The organism is Bartonella sp. CR127HXZ, assembly GCF_042194555.1.
In the GTDB taxonomy this organism is placed as follows: Bacteria; Pseudomonadota; Alphaproteobacteria; order Rhizobiales; family Rhizobiaceae; genus Bartonella; species Bartonella grahamii.
On record NZ_JBHIMZ010000003.1, the window covers coordinates 145,133 to 161,883 of the forward strand.

Consider the following 16,751-nt stretch of genomic DNA (forward strand, 5'->3'; position numbering starts at 1 on the left):
CGTAAACAAAAAGCAAATAAGATAAAAAACTCTGTTTACAGAGCTATGGTGAAGAGAAAATTTGCATAAATCACAACTGCATTTTTCGAATAATATGAAAACGGCATGGTATTAACCATACCGTTATATCTTATAGTCCACGTTTGTTAATCATTGCCTCTGGTAAAGGCATCCGTCCCCGAAAAGCTTTATAAAGCTCCTCTGGATCACGACTTCCCCCAGCAGAGTAAATAAAACGTTTCAACTTATCAGCAAGCTCTGAATTAAAAACATCTCCCGTTTCTTCAAAAGCCTGAAAAGCATCAGCATCAAGGACTTCCGACCACATATAAGAATAGTAACCAGCGGCGTAACCATCACCTGAAAATATATGCGTAAAATGTGGAGGACGATGGCGCATAATAATTGTATCAGGCATTTGCAGCTTTTCTAATTCTTGGCGTTCAAACACTGTTGGATCAGTTACCTTTTGTCCTTTATGAAAAGCCATATCTACAAGAGCTGATGAAGTAAATTCAACTGCAGCAAAGCCAGCATTAAATGTCTGTGCTGACAAAACCTTATCCATTAATACTTGCGGCATAGGATGTCCTGTTTTTGCATGCGTAGCATAAGTTTGTAAAATCTTTGGTACAGTTAACCAATGTTCGTAAAGTTGAGAAGGCAGCTCAACAAAATCACGCGAAACCGATGTTCCCGATACAGATGGCCATGTGACATCAGAAAGCAAACCATGCAATGCATGCCCAAATTCGTGGAAAAGCGTACGCGCATCATCGAGTGATAAAAGAGCAACCTCCCCTTTAGAAGGTTTAGCAAAATTACAAACATTGTAGATAATAGGCTTTTGTCCGCCATCCAATTTATATTGTGATTGCAAGCTACTCATCCACGCACCGGACCGTTTTGAAGAACGTGCAAAATAATCACCAATGAAATGCCCAAGTAGACTTCCATCAGACTTTTTTACTTCCCACAAACGTGCATCAGGATGCCAAAGTGCAACAGCGTTTTTTTCTTCAAATGTAATGCCAAAGAGTTTTTCTGCTACCCCAAAAGCCGCTTTAATCATACGATCAAGCTGAAAATAATATTTAATCTCAGCGCTATCGAAAGAAAGTTTTTCAGTGCGAAGTTTTTCAGCATAATAACGCCAATCCCAAGCCGCTAAAGATTCATTGCTGCCCTGATTGTTGGCAAAATTTTGTAATTCAATTTGCTCAGTAGAAGCCTTCGCTCTTGCGCGCTCCCATACAGGCATAAGCAAATCCATAACGGAATCAACACTTTTAGCCATGGTATTATCGAGTTTCAAATCTGCGAAAGATTTATATCCTAATAATTTAGCCTGCTCATCTCGAAGCGCAACAATCTCTACAATAATTGTTTTATTATCATTCTTGTTATTATTTTCACCACGTTTAGCCCAAGCTTGGAATGCAACCTCACGCAAATCACGACGATCAGAGAATTTTAAAAAAGGTTCAACAATCGAACGTGCTAGTGTTAATGCATACGCTTCTTCATTACCTCTTTCACACGAAATTTCCTTCATTGAATCAATGAGATCTTGCGGTAAACCAGATAAGTCGGTCTGTTTTAAAAACAGAATCCATTCAGCTTCATCATTTAAGACATTTTGTCCAAAAGTAGCATTTAAAAAAGCAAGTCTTTCATTAATTTCCAAAAGCCGTTTCTTAGCTTTTTCATCGAGTTTTGCCCCACGACAAACAAACTTTTTCCACCATAATTCAAGAACACGTGTTGTTTCACTCTCAAATATGCCCAGCTGCGACTGTTTATAAAGCGCATCTATTTTCGCAAATATCCGTGCATCCATCATCATTTTTGAAGAATACCGAGAAAGTTTTACAACGAACTCTTGCTCTAGCTGTTGAATTAATACATTCGTATGAGCACTGGTGCGCAAGAAAAATATTGAACAGACACGATCAAGCGCTTTGCCACAAAGCTCAAAAGGCTGCAAAAAATTCTCAAGCGTTGGTGGTTCTTGCACCATCGCAATCGCCTCTAGTTCTTCTTCGGCTTCTTGAAGTGCCTGTTCAAAAGCGGGTTTAAAATCTTCATCCCTGATAGAAGAAAAATCAGGAAGACCTGAAAATCCCTTCCAGTCCAGCATTGCTGCTTTTGTCATAATACTTTATGTCTCCATTATAAATTTAAGCTGTAACGATTATCTTTACGACACAAATTGATAATATACTAAAACTATTTCGTGAGTTTCAAAACGACCTTTCCAAACGCTATTGAATAAAAAACTAGAAATCGTAAAATTCTTTCATTTCAAAACATATTATATTGGAGAAATAAAGATTATTCGCTCGCACACCACAATAGAATTGCATATTAATAAAAACACTTGAAGAAAGGCATAATCTCCACTCTTTACAAAATATTGCTGTAGATTCTTTTGAAAATCACAAAACTACATTAAAGAAATGATGGTAAAAATCAGAACTGATTTTTATATTATATTATCCTCAAATTAAGCTGTATTCTCGTTTTAGTGATTCAGAAACTTGTTTATAACTTATAATTCACCCTTGACTTTACTTCAAATATTAACAATTGGGAATATAGCTGGGGAGTTTTTTTTAAATCTTCCATAAACTTTTGTTTTTATCTCATCTATTATCTAGATTTACAACTCTCCAACTCTTCAGGAGGTACTTTATCATGACTGAAATTAAAACGACCTTCGACTTCAAAAATTTTTCTCCTGAAGCTCTCGCTGAAAAGTTAAAAAATCAGCATTTTGCAGACTCTATTGATATCATCAATGACCTCGATATCATGGAACGTGTAACCATTCTTAGTCTTCTGCCTCTTGATTATGTTATCGAACTTTTTGATAAACCCGAGCTTGAGCAACCTGCTTCCATCCTAGAACTTCTCCCTATAAATCGTGCTGTTGAAATTCTTGATGGCATGTCTGCCGATGCTGCTGCAGACGTCTTTCAAGAAATGGATAAAGAAACCCGCACACGACTTTATGCCTTGCTTAAACCCTTAACGCGCGCTGAACTTAAGAAACTCACCAGTTATCCTGATCATACAGCAGGGGCACTGATGACAACAGAGTTTATAGCCGTTCCTTCAAACTGGACTATACAAAAAACTTTGGATCACATTCGTGAGGTCGAGCGAACACGTGAAACCGTTTATACCAGCTATGTAATTGACCCTAAAACAGGTATTCTTCTCAAAGCTGTTTCACTGCGTAACCTTATTCTTGCCTCACCTGATGAACAAATTCTTAATGTCCCTACCCATGACTCGCCCATTACAATATCGCCCTTCACACATCATGAAGACATCGCACGCCTTTTCCAGCGCCATGATCTTCTCTCTGTGCCTGTAGTTGATGAAAGTAACCATGTCATTGGCATTGTAACCGTCGATGACGTGCTTGATACTATGGTTGATGAGATGAATGAAGATGCCTATAAATTTGGGGGTATGGAAGCGCTTAATAAGCCCTATATGCAAATTAAGTTTCCTGAAATGATGAAAAAACGCGGCGGATGGCTCGCTTTACTCTTTGTCGGTGAAATGCTGACAGCAAGTGCTATGCAACATTTCGAAACAGAACTCGAAAAAGCGATTATTCTTACACTGTTCATACCTCTCATTATGAGCTCAGGAGGAAATTCCGGCTCACAGGCTACATCCCTTATTATCCGTGCATTGGCTTTACGTGAACTCACGTTGAAAGACTGGTGGAAAGTGTTCATTCGTGAAATTCCAACAGGACTATCTCTTGGTCTCTTACTCGGAATTATTGGCATTACGCGCATTGCTCTTTGGCAACAATTCGGTATCTACGACTATGGGCAACATTGGATTGCTGTTTCGACAACAGTAGGTACAGCTTTAGTCGGAATCGTTACCTTTGGTTCTCTTTCTGGATCTATGCTGCCTTTTATTCTTAAAGGTTTAAAATTTGATCCAGCAAGTGCTTCTGCGCCTTTTGTGGCAACTTTAGTAGATGTCATGGGCATTATAATCTATTTTTCTGTAGCTTCCATCATTTTGTCAGGAACTCTTCTTTAAACATGTAAAGTAAAAACTCTTTCTTCTGGAAAGACTTTGTCATGTAACCTAAGATCTTTCCAGAAGAGAATAAGCTCCATTAATTTATTTTCTAGCGCATCGCTCCATAGACAATTTATTATTTTTATTGAATAACAGCTCCGAATATCGTAAATTTGCCTCATCATAAAGCTTCTCATATTAAATGAATCAAAGTTATCTTCTTGCCTGTCACAAACGAGATTGGTGTATAGCTAAAAACTATTCAAGAAAAAATTAAATACTTCTTTATATCCTCTCTCTCGCATCAAAAACTGTTGCAATATTGACAGCTGAGAAAGAATAATAATGATATGCTCAATAGGCTTTATATTTCTTCACAACGGTGTTGATAGTATACTATTCGCGTATATTATATCATTTATGAGCCCTATCATGAAATGGATGTAGTGTACGTTCAAAAATCTCTCTTAAGTACATGAATATGCAACAACAAGTCTATTCTGTTTAAAGCGTTCTGTTTGGCATGAAACGCATACTCCTATTAGAGAATGCGATTAACAAAAGTGTGAGGCAATGCACTATCTTCATGGTTTTAAAGATATTGCTTAGATGCTTTTGAAAGCATAAATTTGTCTTAACGGCAAAGATAAGAATTTTCTTTTGATGCCTTCATATTCCTTCTAAATAAGACTGTATTCCGGTTTCATAAATAAATAAATAAAACAGATATAACTATTGACCCAATCTGGCATACAAAAGCTAGAACTTCTTATAAAATGCTTAATCGTCTCAATATTTACCTCAAATACACGGTTGCATTAGATCTGGATTTTGATTGACAAGTTATAGAAATAGAATAAGAAAAAGCTTTATTAGAATAAAAATGTCGTACAATCGTCAATAAATTGGCTATGGATTGAGAGATCTTCCGGATTTTTATCAATCTCTTTGCAAAACTACAACAATAATACAGCTAGCTTTATACTTACTTATTCTTACAAGCGTTCATATAAATTCCTTACATCATATTGATAAAAATCAAATTGACAGTGATTTTTATGGACAATTCTTAGCTCGAGAATAAAACATCCGTACTATAAAAAACTTTTTACGAAGCTCCAGTAATTGAAGCTTAATAGAGCCTTAAAGACTTGGATGAATAGTTTTACCATAAAAATATTACCTCCATCTTCCAAAATTATAAAAAAACATGTAAAAGGTTTTGTAATAGTCAGGCAAAGAATGTAAAGACTCTGCCTCAAATGAAATTTCATTAAACGAAAAGAAGAAAATTTATGCAATTGCGTAACATTGCCATCATTGCCCACGTTGACCATGGGAAAACAACGCTTGTAGACGGACTACTCAAGCAATCAGGAAACTTCCGTGATAATCAGCGTACAAGTGAACGTATGATGGATTCAAACGATATTGAAAAAGAACGCGGAATTACAATCCTAGCGAAAGTGACATCTGTTGTTTGGAAAGATACTCGAATTAATATTGTTGATACACCAGGGCACGCCGACTTTGGTGGAGAAGTTGAACGCATTCTAAATATGGTTGATGGAGCCATTGTACTTGTTGATGCTGCTGAAGGACCAATGCCACAAACAAAATTTGTCGTTGGCAAAGCATTGAAAGTGGGATTGCGCCCTATTGTTGCTATTAATAAAATTGACCGACCTGATGCACGCGTTGATGAAGTCATTAATGAGGTTTTTGACCTTTTCGCTGCTCTTGATGCAACAGACGAACAGCTTGATTTTCCTATTCTTTATGGATCTGGACGCGATGGATGGATGGCTGAAGCCCCCGAGGGACCAAAAGATCAGGGATTAAGTCCTTTATTTGATCTTGTGACGCAGCATGTCCCTTCTCCTAGTGTAGCAGAAGGACCGTTTCGCATGATTGGAACTATTCTTGAAGCAGATCCGTTTTTGGGACGAATTATTACAGGGCGGATTCATTCTGGCTCTCTAAGACCCAACCAAAATGTCAAGGTTCTTGGACAAGATGGAAAACTTTTAGAAACTGGGCGTATTTCAAAGATTTTAGCATTTCGTGGCTTAGAACGGCAACCTATTGAAGAAGGAAGTGCTGGTGATATTGTTGCGATTGCAGGTCTACAAAAAGGTACCGTTGCTGATACTTTCTGTGATCCTACTGTTAATGAACCCCTTACTGCCCAACCAATTGATCCTCCTACTGTTACTATGAGTTTTCTCGTCAACGATAGTCCCCTTGCTGGAACTGAAGGCGATAAAGTAACAAGTCGTGTCATTCGTGACCGATTGTTAAAAGAAGCAGAAGGCAACGTCGCTCTTAAAATTGAAGAATCAGCCGATAAAGATTCTTTCTACGTTTCAGGACGAGGAGAATTACAGCTTGCAGTTCTCATTGAAAATATGCGCCGTGAAGGATTTGAGCTTAGTGTTTCACGCCCACGTGTTGTTATGCAAAAAGATGAAAATGGAATAACTCTTGAACCAATCGAAGAAGTTGTTATCGATGTTGATGAAGAATATTCCGGTACTGTTGTACAAAAAATGTCTGAACGTAAGGGCGAAATGGTGGAATTACGCCCTTCTGGGGGTAATCGTGTCCGACTTGTTTTTTATGCGCCAACCAGAGGACTCATTGGTTATCAATCTGAACTTTTAACGGATACACGTGGTACAGCAATTATGAATCGCCTTTTCCATGCTTATGAACCTTATAAAGGAGACATTGCTGGTCGCGTTAATGGTGTTATGATTTCAAATGACAATGGTGAATCTGTCGCTTATGCTCTTTTTAATCTTGAAGATCGTGGACCTATGATCATCGATGCGGGTGTGAAAGTCTATCAAGGTATGATTATTGGCATCCACTCACGAGATAATGACCTAGAAGTTAATGTGTTAAAAGGAAAAAAACTCACCAATATGCGCGCTTCCGGAAAAGATGAAGCCGTAAAGCTAACGCCTCCCATTAGAATGACATTAGAACGTGCCTTATCGTGGATACAAGATGATGAACTTGTGGAGGTAACCCCTAAAAATATTCGTCTCCGCAAACTCTATCTTGATCCTAATGAACGTAAACGTTTTGAAAAAACACGTGCATCAATTTTAAGCTAATTTGATAATCTCTTTGGTAAAATATTTATAAAATATTTAATTGTATTGAGCCTCACTATATCCCAGAAAGGATGTCTCTATGAATATTAAGGAAATACCTGTAGGCAAAAATCCACCAGAAGATATTAACGTTATTGTGGAAGTCTCCCTTGGTGGTCAACCAATAAAATATGAGATGGATAAAAAGTCGGGCGCATTATTTGTTGACCGTTTTCTTCATACATCAATGGTTTATCCTGGAAATTACGGTTTTGTCCCTCATACACTTTCAGATGATGGTGATCCTATTGATGTCCTTATCTGTAATACCCGTCCACTTATGCCTGGTTGTGTTATCAATGTTTGCCCCATCGGAGCTCTGATGATGGAAGATGATGGTGGTAAAGATGAAAAAATTATTGCCATTCCCACTCCAAAATTAACAAAACGCTATATTAATATTCATGACTATACAGATCTTCCCGAGATTACACTCAAACAAATTGAACATTTCTTCAAGCATTACAAAGATCTGGAACCTGGAAAATGGGCTAAAATTGAAGGATGGCGTGATAAAAACTTTGCTCATGAATTAATTAAGAAAGCTGTTGAGCGCAATAAAAAAATATAACGATTTTAATAAAATAAAGCCTGTTTTTTTAATAGGCTTTATTATTTATTTTTTCTACGAGATGCAATCTCTAAAGGATTGCCATATCTGCTTTAGCTCTTCTAAATGTGTTGAAAAGTAAAGTTGTTTGTAGCGAGATATTGCGCCGTTTTTCAGAGAAATAGAAGAAGATGGTATTTTCCACTGCTTCGCAAGAAATTTAATGAGAGCTTTATTCGCTTTTCCATCTTCAGGAACAGCACGAAGGCGTATAACCAGATATTGTTTTTCACCGTCCCTACATTCAACCCCTATTATTTTGTCAACGGATGATTTAGGAATGAGATATACAAACAAAATCAAGTTATTTTTATCAACTTGATAAAACATGTATTCGCCTCAAGTAATATTTCTATAAATACATGTTTGCGTAAATGCGCCACATGAAAGTACGAATAAAATAAATAATAATGAACACTACAATAGGTGAAATATCAATTGTCCCAAAATTTGGTAAAATTTGCCGTACACGGCTTAGAACAGGATTTGTAAGACGATTTAGAAAGCTTCCTATCAAAACAACAAAGCGATTGCGCGAATTTATGATATTAAAGACATAAAGCCAAGAAAAAATGACACTAGCGATTAAAATATCAATATAAATATCAAAAATCAAATCAATCGTTCGAAGCAATGCATAAATCATGCGTCATCCCTTTCAATCAAGGAAACAGAAGAGCGTATAGAAAACCTTCATTAAAGCAGGTTTGTGTATCAAAAAATGGTTTTATACTTCAATACTCTTTTTCTTGAATAAAAACCAGACATCTAAATTCTTCATCTCTCTATTTAATGACGATGCAGCTAGAAAACAAATATCAAAATTAAAAATAGCACATGAAAATAGAAGAAACAGCAAAAAAGTCTGAATATCCCTTATAGGATTAATCTTAAACCTCATCGTTTTAATTATTAATATATAAAAAACAAACTAACTAAAAACGGCCTTTTAAAGGCCGCTTTTATTTTATTTTTAAAATTATTTCTGCAAAGCAGTCAAACGGTTAAGAGCACTGCTAAAACCATTGAGCTGAACAAATAAATCATTCAAAGCTGGTTCACCTGCAGCAGCAATTGTCATTGCCAACTTTAACTGTTTTCCAGAACGTAAAGCTGCTACGTGATTTTTGTCAAAAACGACAGGAACCATGCAACCTGCTGGTACACAAGTCCGAATACCAGTTTCGATAACAGCTTTTCCCTCATCAACTTGTAAACGAACAGGCTTAGAAACCAAAATACCAAAAGGAACTGTTAAATTACCAGATACAACACCCTCAGCATTGAGAATAAGGCTCATAGCCACAACAACACGCCCCTGCTCATTTACTTCTTGACGGTGCATAAAACAAATTCTTTTCCCTTCTTGTATACCACAATTAATAGTCCACAAACCGTAGGTTTCAGTCAAAGAAGAAGCTCCATTTGGCAATGTCGCTGCCGCATCTTTTGATGCAGGAGTTTTTGAATTTGTCGCAAATGCAACAGATGAAATACTCAAGAGAGTAAAAACTATAAGTAAATTAAATAATTTTTTCATTTTATATTCCTGTTCTTTACATAAAAGAGAAACATGTTTATTATTTATAAATGATATAAAGCGTCTTAATAAAAAAGCTTTCTCATAATCATATAGCTTTTATAATGGTCTAAGGCTACCTCGAAATTCGCTGACAACTTTCATATAGACATGTTTTTTAAAAGAAACAGCGATCAACGGAAGGGTTTCTAGATCAATCCATTTCCATTGATCGAATTCCGCTTTATTGCCATCTGGTGGCGGATTAATCGCAATTTCAGAAAGCTTTCCCGTAAACTGGAAAGCAAACCACTTTTGTATTTGTCCACGATATTTATTGCTTAATGTACACCCAATAAGTTCTTGTGGAAAATCATAGTGGAACCAATTTTGTGCTTCTTTAATCAACTTTACAGATCGAATACCCGTTTCTTCATAAAGTTCACGATATGCTGCATCTAACGGTTTTTCATCTTCATCAATCCCTCCTTGAGGAAGCTGCCAACGATGAGATATCTCGGTCTCTGCATGAATAGGCGTCATTAAACGACGCCCAACCCAAACTTTACCCTCATGATTAAAGACAACAATCCCAACACATTTGCGATATGGAAGAATCTTCAAATTAATACCTGCATCCATTTAATATTCCTCAAAATCGCAAGCTATAGATATCATTTCTCACTTTAACACATCCTTATTGGGATCTGGTGGAAATGCTGCATTTGCCATTTCACCTCGTAACAGCTTATAGGCCTCATTCAATTGAATATCATCTTTAGGGTCTTTCGGAACAAAAGCAGCTGAACCAGATCCTTTATTACTCTCTCGTTTTCCTTTGATATGTCCTTTTAATGCAGACTCACCAACTTTTACATCATAACCCTTATATTTTTCAGGGAGTGGTTGCTCTACAATAATATCAGGCGTGATCCCTGTTCCTTGAATAGAAGTGCCAGATGGCGTGTAATAAAGTGCTGTTGTTAAGCGTAAAGCTCCATTTTCACCCAAAGGAATAATTGTTTGAACAGATCCTTTACCAAAAGACTGCGTCCCTAAAATTGTTGCACGACGATGATCTTGTAATGCACCCGCAACAATTTCAGAAGCACTTGCCGAACCACCATTAATAAGGACAATGAGCGGTTTTCCATGGATAACATCACCTGGCTTCGCATCAAACCTTATCACATCACTCTTTTTGCGCCCACGAGTCGACACAATTTCACCTTTATTGAGAAAAGCACTCGAAACATTAACAGCTTGATCTAAAAGCCCACCAGGATTAAGTCGCAAATCAAGAACGTAACCTTTTAGCTTATCTTCAGGAATTTTAGATTGGATATCTTTAATTGCCGCCAGAAGATTACCTAATGTCTGCTCAGAAAACTGGATAACTCTTAAATATCCAATATCGCCCTCAACCCGATACTTCACCGCTTTTACCTTGATAATATCACGAACAATCTTCACTTCAAATGGCTTATCAACGCCAGAACGAATAATTGTTAAGGTAATTGGTGTTCCAGGAGCACCTCGCATCTTATTAACAGCTTCATTCAATGTTTGACCATTCGTTTGTACATCATCAATTTTTGAAATAAGGTCTCCTGCTAAAATACCTGCTTTTGAAGCGGGAGTATCATCCATTGGTGAAACAACTTTAATCAAGTTTTTTTCCATAGTGACCTCAATACCAAGACCTCCGAACTCTCCTTTCGTAGAATCCCGCATATCCTTGGCTTCTTCAGCATTCAAATAAGATGAATGAGGGTCCAGTGATGTGAGCATGCCATTGATAGCATTTTCAATGAGCTTTTTATCATCTGGAACTGTAACGTACTGCATACGCACGCGCTCAAAAACATCGCCAAATATAGCTAGCTTTTTATATGCATTATCTTCATTATTCGCAGCAACAGACTGCACCATAATCATTGAACAGGCGCCGAGCAATACCCCAGCGACCAAAAGAATAACTTTACGAATCATTTTGGCTCCTTCTTATTTTTTCAGTCTGCCACCAAGGAGTTGGATTTACAGGTTTTCCCTGCTTTCTAAACTCAATGTAAAGCATTGGAGAAGTTTTTCCTATATCCAATGCAACACTGTTTGAAATAAATTGCATCTCCATTATACCCAGAGGCTCACCAGAAAGGACAAACTGCCCCTGTTTTACATTAATTCTCGACATTCCAGTAAGAATAATATGATAACCATTTCCAACATTAAGAATAATTAACTGTCCGTAAGAACGAAATGGCCCAGCAAAAGCAACAAAAGCATCTACAGGTGATATAACAACAGCTCCTGACTCTGTTTCTATCGTTTCACCAAAGCGCGTAATCTGCGAATTTTTGTTAGAGCGATGTATTCTTTTTCCTGAAACAGGAAAAAGTAAAGAACCTTTTCGGCTTTCAAAATTGGACTGTTCTAACAATTGCAAACTTTTCCGTACCTGTACTGATGCATCAGAGCTAAGTTTTGACTGACGGTCGAGCTCTAAAATCAATTCTTCCAAAGACTGCGCTTTTTTAGCAAGAGCAATATTTTTTTGTTGCTGTTCTGTAAGTTCTTTTTCTGATTTTTTTTGTAGTTTGTTTTTTTTGTCTAATAAAAGCTCTAGACGTTTTCGCTGCTCTGCTTGATTTTGCAGTTTTGTCTTTAATGCCGTATATTCCGTAGTAATGGAATTACTCAAATTGGTCAACTCCTTGAGTTTCTGTGTTAAATCTCGTGTTTTCTCTTGCATCTGAGGAATAACAGTACCTAATAAAACAGAACTACGTATAGAAGCCAACGCGTCCTCTGGCTGTATCATAAGAGCAGGAGGCGGATTCAATCCCATACGTTCCAAAATTGCAAGAACTTCCGCAAATTCAGTGCGACGATTTTTTAAACTTTGATAGACTTGTACCCGCTCTTCTATCATTTTTTTAAGCTTTTCTTCCCTTTTAGCAATATCATCTGCTACTGTACGTTCTTCTTTAGCCGCCTTTATGAGTGCATCACTCAAAACACGTTGATCTTTTTTTAAATGCTCAACCTGATGCGTAAGAAAAGCAACACGCTCACGCGAAAGTGAAATGTTTTGGCGAATTTCTCCTAATTCTTTATGTGCTTCCGTACTCCTCATTGTATCTTCCGCATGCGATACAGAAAAGCAAAAAAACATACTCAAGAGCAAAATGACAAATATCACGCACTCCCCATATAAATATAGCATCTTTCTATGAAGAAGCTTTTTCATTTGCCCAACCATGACACCTCATCGTATACATTAGAGATGCTTTAAATGGTGTCAGCTAAAACAATATTAATAAATATATAAATAAGTGCTAAAAATTGCACAAAAATATTAAAAACGATGATACGGATGATTATTTTCGATTGTCACAGCGCGGTAAAGTTGTTCTGTAAGAAGAATACGTGCGATTTGATGTGGCCACGTCATCAAACCAAAAGATAAAAGAAAATCAGCATGCTTCCTTATTTGTTCATTATGTCCATCAGGTCCTCCCAAAGCAATGACGACATCTCGAATGCCTTCATCACGATAACACCTCAATTTTTCAGAAAAAGAAATTGAAGAAATCGATTCTCCACGCTCATCTAACACAATTAATCGACATTTTTCAGGTAAAAATTCAATAAGTCTTCTCCCCTCTTCCTCCATACGTTGACACGCTGTTTGAGCACGACTTTCTGGTATCTCTTGTAATTTTTTTAAATGAAAGCCTACAACTCCAGAAATTTTAGAAAAACGATCCAAATAATGCTGAACTAATTTTTGCTCCGCCCCACTTTTCATACGACCAACCGCAAAAATAGAAATTTGCATTTTAATGATCTCCGAAGAGAAGCAAAGCTGTATCGTTTAAATCCGGAGTCATCCATATTTTTTCTAAATTATAAAAAAGGCGAATTTCTGGACGAAAAAGATGAATGATAATATCACCTGTATCAATCAATACCCAATCACCTCCAGCAAGCCCTTCTACACGCGCAAGCCCCTGCCCATTATTTTTCCAAGTATGTAATAAATGATCAGCAACAGAAGATACATGACGCTGCGAATTTGCTGAAGCTATGACCATATAATCAGCCAAAGATGACTTCCCCCGAATATCAATAGAAACAATATCTTCTGCTTTTGTATCTTCTAAGCTCTTGAGAATAACTTCAAGACTCTCTCTAACAGAAAAAACTTTTTTTTCTTTTGAAGGCATACTATCGTAAGAGTGTTTGTGTGCAATATTTTTCAGATCAATATCCTTTCTTATCATTGTGGAATCTAAAAAGAGATTTCTCTAAAGAGAAGCAGAATCTTATGAAATGTTCAAGAAAAATCATTCTTTTTCAAACGCAGGTTTGTTGAAGATTGAAAAGATAAAGGTCCATGCAAATAAGTCCAAACTGGTGGCTTGATAAAAGGTAATCGCTTACTTTCTCTCTCATCCAAACGAAAACGACGATAAATATGTGCCATAGGAGAAGAAAGTGCCGACCGATTGCCTAAAGGACGATCAATAATCGCAATAGGAAGCATAGAAACGATATCATGCCATCGATACCAATGATGTATCGTCGTAAAACTATCTGCCCCCATAATCCATACAAAATTTACGCCACTGTAATGGGTAAGAATATGAAAAATTGTATCTATTGATACTTTGCTCCCTATAGCCTGTTCAAAACCTGTTAAGCGAATTTTTGGATGGTCAATAAGTTTAAAACTTAATTGCATTCTCTCCTCTAAAGAGAGCAACTGTGTACGATCCTTTAAAGGATTTCCTGGAGTGATCATCCACCATAACTGATCAAGATGCAAACGCCGAATGGCAATTTTTGCAACAAGAAGATGCCCTGCATGCGGTGGATTAAAGGAACCACCAAAAAGACCCACAACATTGGATCTTTCAACATGTGGCATACAATTTTTCCATGGAAAAAATGGTGTTCTCAAGCTCTAACCTGACCATTTCCTTTAACATGATATTGAAATGAAGTTAGCTGTTCAACACCTATCGGGCCACGTGCATGCATTTTTCCTGTTGCAATACCAATTTCCATTCCAAAACCAAATTCACCTCCATCAGCAAATTGTGTGGACGCATTGTGCAGCAAAATAGCTGAATCTAAATGATTAAAAAAATTCTTCACCACTTCCAAATCCTCAGCAATAATCGATTCCGTATGTCCTGATGAATAACGCTTGATATGAGAAATGGCTCCCTCAACACCCTCAACCGTTTTAACAGAAAGAATAGCATCAAGATATTCATGCGACCAATCTTCTTCAGAAGCTAATTTGACATCTGGCATAAGAAAAACAATATCTTCTGTAGCACGAATTTCACACCCCTTCTCCTGTAAAGCAGTTAAAACAGGAAGAAACTTTTTTAATGCCTGACTGTCAATGAGAACTGTCTCAACAGCACCGCATATCCCTGTCCGCCGCAACTTTGCATTTAAAACAATATTGCGTGCCATATCTAAATCTGCCGATTTATCAATATAAATATGACAAAGTCCCTCCAAATGAGCAAAAATTGGAACACGTGCATCAGACTGAACGCGGGCAACAAGGCTCTTTCCACCACGTGGTACTATCACATCAATCGCTCCATCCAATCCTTTGAGCATTTCCCCAACGGCAGCGCGATCTGTCGTTCCAACCATTTGAATAGCATCTTTGGGTAAACCAGAGCGCTCTAAACCTTGTACCAAAGCTACATGAAGAGCATGAGAAGAATGAAAGCTATCCGAACCACCACGCAAAATCGCAGCATTGCCTGCTTTTAAGCACAAAGAACTCGCATCAACTGTAACATTTGGACGACTTTCATAAATAATACCAATCACACCAAGAGGTGTTCGTACACGACTTATATGAAGCCCATTTGGACGTTTCCACGCGCTCATGACCTGTCCAACAGGATCAGATAAACGAGCAACTTGGCGAACACTGTCTATCATTGCACGTAAACGCAAGTCATCTAATTTTAGCCGATCAATCATTGCAGCTTTCAAATTATTCTGAGCAGCATTCTCTAAATCTTGACAATTCGCCCGTAAAATCTCATCTGACTGAGCCTCCAGACTTAAAGCGATCATTTCCAATGCATTGTTCTTTTGCTCAGAAGAAGCAACAGCCAACGCTGCAGCGGCATAGCGCGCTTTTTGTCCCATATCTTTCATTTGTTCTTCTAAAGTCATCGTATCATCCACTCTGCCAAAACAATAAAAACAAAAGTAACTTTTTTAAACAGAATTGGTCAAGCAACGTACAATCATATCATTACGATGCACCATAGCAGAGCGCGCCTCATACCCAAGAATAGCTTCAATTTCTTCACTTTTATGTCCTATAATGCGTACAGCCTCATCTTTGTCATAGCTTACAAGTCCACGCGCAATCTCAACTCCATCTGTACCAACAATTGCAACCGTATCCCCACGCTGGAAATTTCCCTCAACGGCAATAACCCCTGCAGCTAATAACGATTTTCCTGTTTCAAGGGCCCTAATGGCTCCTTGATCAATCGTCAAAACACCAGATGGATCTAAATGACCAGAAATCCATGTTTTCCAAGCACTGACAGATTTCTTACTTGCCGCAAAAAAACTCTTACGTTCACCTTTGTCAATTGCAGCAAGGGGATTCATACGCTTGCCTGAGGTGATAATCATCGCCGTTCCAGCAGCATTAGCGATTTTTCCGGCATCAAGCTTAGTCTTCATTCCTCCCCGTGAAAACTCTGAAGCAGCAACATCTGCCATTTTTTCGATATCATGCGTAATGGATGCAACAAAAGGTATAAATTCAGCCGTAGGATCACTATGGGGAGACTTTGTATAAAGACCATCAATATCAGATAAAAGTATTAAAAGATCTGCCCTCACCATTGTTGCCACACGTGCAGCTAAACGATCATTATCACCATAACGAATTTCAGTTGTTGCAACAGTATCATTCTCATTAATAACAGGCACAGCTCCCAAATATAAAAGCATCTCAATCGTTGCACGTGCATTGAGATAACGCCTTCGCTCCTCCGTATCAAATAAAGTGAGCAAAATTTGGCCTGTTTTGAGCCCATGTTGAGCAAGCGCATCACCATAGGTTTTTGCTAACTCAATTTGCCCCAAAGCAGCACATGCCTGACTTTCTTCCAATTTCAAAACGCCCTTAGGAAGCTGTAGCAATGTCCTTCCTAAAGCAATAGCGCCTGAAGACACCAACAATATCTCTACGCCTTTTTTGTGCAATTCAACAACATCACTGATCAAGCTTTTAAGCCATTCAACCCGTAAACCTGTCTGAGGATCAACCAAAAGGGCAGATCCAATCTTGACCACAATACGTTTATAGTGTGTAAGTTTTTGCGATCCAACAGCCATC

The 16,751-nt window shown here is 37.7% G+C and carries 15 protein-coding genes; 3 read left to right on the plus strand and 12 right to left on the minus strand.

The window, feature by feature from the left end; genetic code table 11:
• Positions 1 to 130: 130 nt before the first annotated feature.
• Positions 131 to 2,155 carry a M3 family metallopeptidase gene (locus tag ACFIKY_RS03195; RefSeq protein WP_375661399.1) on the minus strand — a complete coding sequence of 675 codons (2,025 nt, stop codon included), beginning with the start codon at positions 2,153 to 2,155 and terminating at the stop codon, positions 131 to 133.
• 542 nt (positions 2,156 to 2,697) lie between these two features.
• On the opposite strand from ACFIKY_RS03195, the gene mgtE reads away from it, so the two are divergent.
• The 3 genes from mgtE (at position 2,698) to ppa (ending at position 7,788) form a co-directional block, all read left to right on the plus strand.
• Complete coding sequence (gene mgtE / locus ACFIKY_RS03200) at positions 2,698 to 4,074, plus strand: magnesium transporter (RefSeq protein WP_012754587.1); 1,377 nt, start codon at positions 2,698 to 2,700, stop codon at positions 4,072 to 4,074.
• Between the two features lie 1,277 nt (positions 4,075 to 5,351).
• Positions 5,352 to 7,178 (plus strand): translational GTPase TypA, encoded by a 1,827-nt coding sequence (gene typA, locus ACFIKY_RS03205; RefSeq protein WP_375644652.1) that lies wholly within the window; start codon positions 5,352 to 5,354, stop codon positions 7,176 to 7,178.
• A 79-nt stretch (positions 7,179 to 7,257) separates the two neighbouring features.
• Complete coding sequence (ppa, locus tag ACFIKY_RS03210; protein ID WP_375644653.1) at positions 7,258 to 7,788, plus strand: inorganic diphosphatase; 531 nt, start codon at positions 7,258 to 7,260, stop codon at positions 7,786 to 7,788.
• 54 nt (positions 7,789 to 7,842) lie between these two features.
• On the opposite strand, the gene ACFIKY_RS03215 is transcribed toward ppa, so the two are convergent.
• The 11 genes from ACFIKY_RS03215 to proB form a co-directional block, all read right to left on the minus strand.
• Positions 7,843 to 8,157, minus strand: coding sequence for a DUF167 domain-containing protein (locus ACFIKY_RS03215; RefSeq protein WP_012754584.1), 315 nt, complete (start codon positions 8,155 to 8,157; stop codon positions 7,843 to 7,845).
• Between the two features lie 22 nt (positions 8,158 to 8,179).
• Positions 8,180 to 8,473, minus strand: a complete 294-nt coding sequence (locus tag ACFIKY_RS03220; RefSeq protein ID WP_375636026.1) for a YggT family protein — start codon at positions 8,471 to 8,473, stop codon at positions 8,180 to 8,182.
• Positions 8,474 to 8,806: 333 nt separating this feature from the next.
• Positions 8,807 to 9,367 carry an invasion associated locus B family protein gene (locus ACFIKY_RS03225; RefSeq protein ID WP_012754582.1) on the minus strand — a complete coding sequence of 187 codons (561 nt, stop codon included), beginning with the start codon at positions 9,365 to 9,367 and terminating at the stop codon, positions 8,807 to 8,809.
• 99 nt (positions 9,368 to 9,466) lie between these two features.
• Positions 9,467 to 9,988, minus strand: coding sequence for an RNA pyrophosphohydrolase (locus ACFIKY_RS03230; protein ID WP_375636027.1), 522 nt, complete (start codon positions 9,986 to 9,988; stop codon positions 9,467 to 9,469).
• A 39-nt stretch (positions 9,989 to 10,027) separates the two neighbouring features.
• The gene (locus ACFIKY_RS03235) at positions 10,028 to 11,338 is read right to left on the minus strand and encodes a S41 family peptidase (RefSeq protein WP_375644656.1); all 1,311 of its coding nucleotides are present in this window, start codon (positions 11,336 to 11,338) and stop codon (positions 10,028 to 10,030) included.
• Entirely contained in the window at positions 11,328 to 12,608 is a 1,281-nt protein-coding gene (locus ACFIKY_RS03240) for a murein hydrolase activator EnvC family protein (RefSeq protein WP_375636029.1), read from the minus strand. The genes ACFIKY_RS03235 and ACFIKY_RS03240 overlap by 11 nt, the downstream gene beginning before the upstream one ends.
• Positions 12,609 to 12,704: 96 nt before the next feature.
• Positions 12,705 to 13,187 (minus strand): 23S rRNA (pseudouridine(1915)-N(3))-methyltransferase RlmH, encoded by a 483-nt coding sequence (gene rlmH, locus ACFIKY_RS03245; protein ID WP_375636030.1) that lies wholly within the window; start codon positions 13,185 to 13,187, stop codon positions 12,705 to 12,707.
• 1 nt (position 13,188) lies between these two features.
• The gene (gene rsfS, locus ACFIKY_RS03250) at positions 13,189 to 13,632 is read right to left on the minus strand and encodes a ribosome silencing factor (protein WP_375636031.1); all 444 of its coding nucleotides are present in this window, start codon (positions 13,630 to 13,632) and stop codon (positions 13,189 to 13,191) included.
• A gap of 53 nt (positions 13,633 to 13,685) precedes the next feature.
• Positions 13,686 to 14,279 (minus strand): nicotinate-nucleotide adenylyltransferase, encoded by a 594-nt coding sequence (locus ACFIKY_RS03255; protein WP_012754576.1) that lies wholly within the window; start codon positions 14,277 to 14,279, stop codon positions 13,686 to 13,688.
• A 29-nt stretch (positions 14,280 to 14,308) separates the two neighbouring features.
• Entirely contained in the window at positions 14,309 to 15,565 is a 1,257-nt protein-coding gene (locus tag ACFIKY_RS03260; RefSeq protein WP_375636032.1) for a glutamate-5-semialdehyde dehydrogenase, read from the minus strand.
• Positions 15,566 to 15,610: 45 nt separating this feature from the next.
• Entirely contained in the window at positions 15,611 to 16,750 is a 1,140-nt protein-coding gene (proB, locus tag ACFIKY_RS03265; protein ID WP_375636033.1) for a glutamate 5-kinase, read from the minus strand.
• Between the last annotated feature and the right edge of the window lies 1 nt (position 16,751).

What these genes read in the sequence shown, in the direction of transcription:
- ACFIKY_RS03195 (WP_375661399.1), bottom strand. Translation starts at nt 2,155, where the DNA reads ATGACAAAAGCAGCAATGCTGGACTGGAAGGGATTTTCAGGTCTTCCT.
- mgtE (WP_012754587.1), top strand. Translation starts at nt 2,698, where the DNA reads ATGACTGAAATTAAAACGACCTTCGACTTCAAAAATTTTTCTCCTGAA.
- typA (WP_375644652.1), top strand. Translation starts at nt 5,352, where the DNA reads ATGCAATTGCGTAACATTGCCATCATTGCCCACGTTGACCATGGGAAA.
- ppa (WP_375644653.1), top strand. Translation starts at nt 7,258, where the DNA reads ATGAATATTAAGGAAATACCTGTAGGCAAAAATCCACCAGAAGATATT.
- ACFIKY_RS03215 (WP_012754584.1), bottom strand. Translation starts at nt 8,157, where the DNA reads ATGTTTTATCAAGTTGATAAAAATAACTTGATTTTGTTTGTATATCTC.
- ACFIKY_RS03220 (WP_375636026.1), bottom strand. Translation starts at nt 8,473, where the DNA reads ATGATTTATGCATTGCTTCGAACGATTGATTTGATTTTTGATATTTAT.
- ACFIKY_RS03225 (WP_012754582.1), bottom strand. Translation starts at nt 9,367, where the DNA reads ATGAAAAAATTATTTAATTTACTTATAGTTTTTACTCTCTTGAGTATT.
- ACFIKY_RS03230 (WP_375636027.1), bottom strand. Translation starts at nt 9,988, where the DNA reads ATGGATGCAGGTATTAATTTGAAGATTCTTCCATATCGCAAATGTGTT.
- ACFIKY_RS03235 (WP_375644656.1), bottom strand. Translation starts at nt 11,338, where the DNA reads ATGATTCGTAAAGTTATTCTTTTGGTCGCTGGGGTATTGCTCGGCGCC.
- ACFIKY_RS03240 (WP_375636029.1), bottom strand. Translation starts at nt 12,608, where the DNA reads ATGGTTGGGCAAATGAAAAAGCTTCTTCATAGAAAGATGCTATATTTA.
- rlmH (WP_375636030.1), bottom strand. Translation starts at nt 13,187, where the DNA reads ATGCAAATTTCTATTTTTGCGGTTGGTCGTATGAAAAGTGGGGCGGAG.
- rsfS (WP_375636031.1), bottom strand. Translation starts at nt 13,632, where the DNA reads ATGATAAGAAAGGATATTGATCTGAAAAATATTGCACACAAACACTCT.
- ACFIKY_RS03255 (WP_012754576.1), bottom strand. Translation starts at nt 14,279, where the DNA reads ATGCCACATGTTGAAAGATCCAATGTTGTGGGTCTTTTTGGTGGTTCC.
- ACFIKY_RS03260 (WP_375636032.1), bottom strand. Translation starts at nt 15,565, where the DNA reads ATGACTTTAGAAGAACAAATGAAAGATATGGGACAAAAAGCGCGCTAT.
- proB (WP_375636033.1), bottom strand. Translation starts at nt 16,750, where the DNA reads ATGGCTGTTGGATCGCAAAAACTTACACACTATAAACGTATTGTGGTC.